The 6,480-nt window shown below is 66.4% G+C and carries 5 protein-coding genes; 2 read left to right on the plus strand and 3 right to left on the minus strand.

Going from position 1 to position 6,480, the window contains the following annotated elements; genetic code table 11:
- Positions 1-124: 124 nt before the first annotated feature.
- Genes AC04L7_RS10415 through trxB form a run of 3 tightly spaced genes read right to left on the minus strand, consistent with a single transcriptional unit; the run spans position 125 to position 3,129 of the window.
- Positions 125-1,252, minus strand: a complete 1,128-nt coding sequence (locus tag AC04L7_RS10415; RefSeq protein WP_435998427.1) for a GNAT family N-acetyltransferase — start codon at positions 1,250-1,252, stop codon at positions 125-127.
- Between the two features lie 11 nt (positions 1,253-1,263).
- Positions 1,264-2,151 (minus strand): metallophosphoesterase, encoded by an 888-nt coding sequence (locus AC04L7_RS10420; RefSeq protein WP_435998429.1) that lies wholly within the window; start codon positions 2,149-2,151, stop codon positions 1,264-1,266.
- Between the two features lie 24 nt (positions 2,152-2,175).
- A complete protein-coding gene (trxB, locus tag AC04L7_RS10425; RefSeq protein WP_475512951.1) occupies positions 2,176-3,129 on the minus strand; it encodes a thioredoxin-disulfide reductase in 954 nt (317 codons plus the stop codon).
- Positions 3,130-3,417: 288 nt separating this feature from the next.
- On the opposite strand from trxB, the gene AC04L7_RS10430 reads away from it, so the two are divergent.
- Positions 3,418-5,781: a DNA translocase FtsK gene (locus AC04L7_RS10430; RefSeq protein ID WP_475512952.1), complete on the plus strand. Its 2,364-nt coding sequence runs from the start codon at positions 3,418-3,420 to the stop codon at positions 5,779-5,781.
- Positions 5,782-5,873: 92 nt separating this feature from the next.
- Positions 5,874-6,480: outer membrane lipoprotein periplasmic chaperone LolA (gene lolA / locus AC04L7_RS10435; RefSeq protein ID WP_475512953.1), on the plus strand; the 607-nt coding region annotated here is incomplete at its 3' end.

Genomic DNA, 6,480 nt, shown 5'->3' on the forward strand with positions numbered 1-6,480 from the left:
CGTCCGGGTCGCGCATCGCGCTGCCCGCGGGCGGGAACGGGGCGTGGGGATCGGAAGGCAGGACGAACGGCCTCTGTCGCATGCGGGGATTGTAGGCGTCATCCCGCTACCGGTGCCGCGGAACTCACGCGCGATGCTTGAATGGCGTGTGCGTTGTCAGGGTATGGGCGTAACGGCGCACCGCGACAGCTTCCTCGGCACACCAGCGGGACAGCGCCGCGGAGAAGTCGGAGTGGGCGATCCAGTGCCGCGAGTGCACCAGCGTCGGCAGGAATCCGCGTGCGAGCTTGTGCTCTCCCTGCGCGCCGGGCTCGAACACCATCAGGCCTTCGCGCAGGCAGTAGTCGATGCCCTGGTAGTAGCAGGTTTCGAAATGCAGGCCGGGCAGATGGGACGCCGCGCCCCAGTAGCGACCGTACAGCGTGTCGCCGCCCCGCAGGCACAGCGCGCCCGCGATGATCCTGCCCTCATGCTCGGCGAAGAACATCACCACCTGCCGCGGCATGCTGCGCGCAAGGTGCCGCAGGAAGTCGAGCGTCAGCGCCGGCGAGTTGCCGTAGTCATGGAAGGTCTGCAGGTAGAAGCCGAACATGGCCTCCAGATCGGCATCGCTGGCCTCGTCCCCGTGCACGGTGCGGAACGTCGCGCCGGTGCGCAGGATCTTCGCCCGCTCCTGGCGGATGTTCTTGCGGTGCTTGTGGTCGAACTCGGCGAGGAAGCCGTCGAAGTCACGCCAGTGGCCCGGATTCCGCCAGTGGTACTGCACGTCGATCCGGGGCAACCACGAGGCGGGAAATGCCGCATCCTCGCCGGATGTCGGGAAGTTGACATGGGCCGACGACAGGCCCAGCCGGCGCGTTTCCTGCTGTATCGCCGTCAGTAGCGCCTGACGCGCAGGGTCATCGCGCGCGAGCAGGCGCGGACCGGTAACCGGCGAATACGGTACGCCCCCCAGCCACTTCGGGTAGTAGTCCAGTCCGTGCTGCGCATAGGCGTGGGCCCACGCGTGGTCGAACACGAACTCGCCATGCGAGTTGTCCTTCAGGTAGCCGGGTACGGCGGCGACCAGACGCTCTTCGTCCCAGAGCGTCGCATGATGCGGCGACCACCCCCAGTCTTCGCGCAGGCAGCCGTGCGCTTCCAGGCCCTGCAGGAACGCGTGGGCAACGAAGGGGTTGCGTCCGTCGTGCAGGGCATCCCAGGCCGGCGGCGGCACGTCGGCGAGAGAGGGAAGGAAGCGGACGTCGGCCATCGGCACCCAGACTACGGACGCAGGTCGAGCAGGTCGATGGTGGGCGAATTGAAGAGCCGCATCGGCAGGCCGATCTCACCCGTCCCCACCGTGGTGTAAACCCGCACGCGCCCTTCCGGCGTGGCCAGGTACTGCTCGCCCCGATCGAATCCATACCGGCTGGGAATGACGTGCCGGTAGATCCAGGGAAGGCGGATCTGGCCGCCATGCGTATGGCCCGCCAGTACCAGCGCGGTCTGCCGCGGGTCCAGTCGGATCGCACTGTCCGGATTGTGGGTGAGTACCAGGGTGGGGAAGGCCGATGGCACGCCCGACAGGAAAGCCGGATCGTCCCGGTCGGCCCAGCGATCCCCCAGTCCGGCCAATCGGAAGCCGCCCAGCATTACCGACGTGCCTTCGATCACCGTGACGCCATGTCCGGCCAGGGCGGCGCGCAATTCCGTATCGATGTCGGGCCCCGGTGCCTGCTGGTCATGGTTGCCCAGCACCGCGTAGGCCGGCCGTCGCAGCCCGGCGAGTGGCGCGAACATGGCCTGCAGCGAAGCGCCGTCGGGTTCGTAGGTGAAGTCGCCCGCGATCACGACGGCATCGGCCTGCAACGTATTGATGCGGTCGACCAGGCGCCGCAGGTACGCCGCGTCCTTGTAAACGCCCAGGTGGATGTCACTGATCAGCACGAGCCGCAGCGGGGCGCCGGTTCCGTCAAGCACGGTCTGCTGTACCCGGATGCGCTGCGGCTCGACGAAACGTGCCCATGCGAACAGCAGGCAAACTGCAAGCAGTAGTACGAGCCATCCGCGGCCGTGTCGATGGCGCAGCCGCCACAGCAGCCACGCCATGACGGGCCAGACGAGCCAGCTGCCGTAGAACAGGCATTGCTTGATCAGCAGCTTGTCCATCCTTGGAGGCCGCCCGCGTCGGTGTCAGGCGTCCTTGTCGAGGAAGCGCTCGGCATCCAGCGCCGCCATGCACCCGAAGCCGGCCGAGGTAATGGCCTGGCGATAGTGCTGGTCGGTCACGTCGCCTGCCGCGAACACCCCGGGGATGGTCGTGGCCGTGGCATTGCCTTCGATGCCCGAGCGGATCTTCAGGTAGCCGTTGCTCATGTCCAACTGGCCTTCGAACAACCCGGTGTTCGGCGTGTGGCCGATGGCCACGAAGAAGCCGTGCACGTCGATGTCGCGCGTGCTGCCGTCCTGTACGGACTTCACGCGGATGCCGGTAACGCCGGCCTCGTTGCCCAAGACCTCGTCGACCGTGTGGTGCCACACCGGCTCGATCTTGCCGGCCTGGATCTTGGCGAACAGCTTGTCCTGCATGATCTTCTCGGCGCGCAGCGTGTCCCGGCGATGCACCAGATAGACCTTGCGGGCGATGTTGGACAGGTACAGCGCCTCCTCCACGGCCGTGTTGCCGCCACCGATCACGGCCACGTCCTGGTCGCGGTAGAAGAATCCGTCGCAGGTGGCGCAGGCGGATACGCCGCGGCCCTTGAAGGCTTCTTCCGAGGGCAGGCCCAGGTACTTCGCGGTCGCACCGGTGGCGATGATCAGCGCGTCGGCGGTGTATTCGCCGCTGTCGCCGATCAACTTGAACGGGCGCTTGGACAGGTCGGCCRTGTGGACGTGGTCGAAGATCACTTCGGTCTCGAAGCGCTCCGCATGCGCCTGCATGCGCGCCATCAGGTCCGGGCCCATCAGGCCGTGCGCATCACCGGGCCAGTTGTCGACCTCCGTCGTGGTCATCAGCTGGCCGCCCTGTTGCAGGCCGGTCACCACGACCGGCTTCAGATTGGCGCGGGCGGCGTAGACGGCAGCGGTCCAGCCGGCGGGGCCGGAGCCCAGGATCAACAGGCGGCAGTGCTTCGAAGTGCTCATGTATACTCGCGAAAAAGGATGATCGGGCAGGCAACGACGCGCTATCGCATCGTCCGCAGGCACATAGAGTGGCGTTGCGTATCCGGCGAATCAAGGCGCGCAGATGGAAAGCGGTGATGCAGGCCGGCGCCCGGACAGGTCAATCGAAGACGCTGCGCGACCGCGCGGCGTTTTTGCTATCCGGTCTTCGGACGGACAGGCCCGAAGCTTGACCGGCGCGCTGTCGCATCGCACACGATTCGTTTAGTATCAATCACTAACAGAAATTTCCTAAGGTCTGGTCCAAAGGTGGCGAAGCAGCTCCCGGACAACGGCAAATCCAAGGGCGGCAATGCGGCCGCGCGCAAGCAGGCCCCGTCGCCGAATCCGCGCAGGCAACGCCTGTGGCGCGACCTGGCGCTCATCGCGATCGCGCCGCTGCTGCTCTACCTGCTGGCCAGCCTCTTCACCTTCTCGCCGCAGGACCAGAGCTGGTCGCAGTCCGGCAGCATCACCGCGCCGGTGCACAACATGGGCGGGCTTGCCGGCGCCTATCTGTCGGCCTTGCTGCTGTCGCTGTTCGGGTATGTGGCGTTCGTGCTGCCTTTCATCCTGGGGGCGATCGCGTGGATCGCGCTGTTCGGCATGGATACCGATGGAGACGGGCAGGCGGACCTGGGGCCGGCATTGCGCCTGATCGGCATGGTCGCCTTCCTGATCTCGGCGACTGGACTGTTGTTCATGCGCGGCGTCCCGGCCGAATCGCTCACCGACGGTGCCGGCGGCATCCTTGGCACGCTGGTCGGCAAGTCGCTGCTGAAGCTGTTCGGCGGCCTCGGCGGCAACCTGTTCCTGCTGGTGCTGTTCCTGACTTCGGTGACGCTCGCCACCGGCCTGTCCTGGTTCGCGGTGATGGAGCGCATCGGCAAGTACGTGCTGATGCTGCCCGACCTGTTCCGCCGTGGCGGGCAGCAGGCGAACGAGTGGCAGCAGACCCGCGCCATGCGGGAAGAGCGCGAGATCGTGCGCAAGATCGACGCCGTCGCCCGCGCCAAGCGCGAGCCGGTCAAGATCGAGCCCCCCGCGCCAGCCGTGGTGGAAAAGAGCGAACGCGCCAAGCGCGAACAGCAGATCCCGTTGTTCCACGGTGCCGGCGGAGACGAATCCGGCCTGCCGCCGCTGTCCCTGCTGGACGATCCCAAGCCGCAGACCAAGGGATATTCGGAAGAAACGCTGGAGACCCTTTCGCGGCAGATCGAATTCAAGCTCAAGGACTTCCGCATCGATGTGCAGGTGGTCGGCGCCTATCCGGGACCGGTCATCACGCGCTTCGAGATGGAGCCCGCGCCCGGCGTGAAGGTCAGCCAGATCAGCTCGCTGGACAAGGACATCGCGCGCGGCCTCTCGGTGAAGTCGGTGCGCGTGGTGGACGTGATCCCGGGCAAGTCGGTGATCGGCCTGGAAATCCCCAACACCAGTCGCGAGATGATCTTCCTGTCCGAACTGTTGCGCTCGAAGGAGTACGACAAGTCCGGCAGCGTGCTGACGCTCGCGCTGGGCAAGGACATCGCYGGCCGGCCCACCGTGGCCGACCTGGCGCGCATGCCGCACCTGCTGGTCGCCGGCACCACCGGTTCGGGCAAGTCGGTGGCGGTCAACGCGATGGTGCTGAGCCTGCTGTACAWGGCCTCGCCGAAAGACCTGCGCATGCTGATGATCGACCCGAAGATGCTGGAGCTCAGCGTCTACCAGGGCATCCCGCACCTGCTGGCCCCGGTGGTCACGGACATGAAGGAGGCCGCCAACGGCCTGCGCTGGTGCGTGGCGGAGATGGAGCGCCGCTACAAGCTGATGAGCGCGGTGGGCGTGCGCAACCTGGCCGGCTTCAACAAGAAGGTCAAGGACGCGATGGACGCGGGCCAGCCGTTGATGGACCCGTTGTTCAAGCCGAATCCCGACCTGGCCGAAGCGCCGCGCCCCCTCGAACCGATGCCCTTCATCGTCATCTTCATCGACGAATTCGCCGACATGATGATGATCGTCGGCAAGAAGGTCGAGGAACTGATCGCACGCCTGGCGCAGAAGGCGCGTGCCGCCGGCATCCACCTTATCCTGGCCACCCAGCGCCCGTCGGTGGACGTCATCACCGGCCTGATCAAGGCCAACATTCCCACCCGCATCGCGTTCCAGGTCAGCTCGAAGATCGACTCGCGCACGATCCTGGACCAGTCGGGCGCCGAGACGCTGCTGGGCCACGGCGACATGCTCTACCTGCCGCCGGGCACGGCGATGCCGGAACGTATCCACGGTGCCTTCGTGAGCGATGAGGAAGTGCATCGCGTCGTCGAGCATCTCAAGGCCAGCGGCACCGCGGACTACATCGAAGGCGTGCTGGAGGAAGTCCAGACCATGGGCGATGGCATCGTCGTCGGTCCGACCGGCCTGCCGGAGTCCGGCGGCGGTGGCGGCGACGAGTCCGATCCGCTGTACGACGAGGCGGTGAAGATCGTCACCGAGAGCCGCCGGGCCTCGATATCGGGGGTACAGCGCCGCCTGAAGATCGGCTACAACCGCGCCGCGCGCCTGATCGAAGCGATGGAGGCGGCAGGTGTCGTCACGCCGCCCGAGCACAATGGCGACCGCCAGGTCCTGGCACCGCCGCCACCGCGCTAACTGAACGGCTGGATTTCCGTCGAGTGCAGTCATCAGCCTGTTCAGTTTCGTCCCGGCACACTCCCGCCAACACCTTCCCACCGGAACGCACCATGCTCCGCACTGCCCGCATCGCTGTCCTCGCCACTGCCTTGCTCGCCAACAGCGCCTTCGCCGGCGCACGCGACGAGTTGAAGACGTTCACCACGGGACTGAAGGGCCTGGATGGCCAGTTCACGCAGAAGGTCTATGACGGCGGCGGCAAGTTGAAGGAGACCTCGAATGGCCGAGTCGCGCTGTCCGCGCCGCGCCTGTTCCGTTGGGAGTACAACAAGCCGTACGAGCAACTGATCGTGGCCGACGGCAAGAAGGTGTGGGTCTACGACCCCGACCTGCAGCAGGCCACCGTCCGCGAGCAGGGGGTTGAAGAAGAGAACAGCCCGCTCGCTGCACTGATCGACCCCGGCAAGCTCGACCAGCAGTTCAAGGTGGCGGAGGGCGCGGGGCAGGGTGGCGTGCAATGGCTGACGCTGACGCCCAGGCAGGAAGGCGATGCCAGCTTCCAGACGGCGCGCCTGGCGTTCACGAACGGCACGCTGGTGAAGATGGAAGTGAAGGACGCGGTGGGCCAGCGCACCGAGATCAGCTTCTCGGGATGGAAGCGAAATCCGGCGTTTTCCGCCGGCACGTTCAAGTACGCGCCAGCCAAGGGTGTCGACG

The sequence above is a fragment of the Pseudoxanthomonas sp. LjRoot204_2 genome, assembly GCF_056175765.1.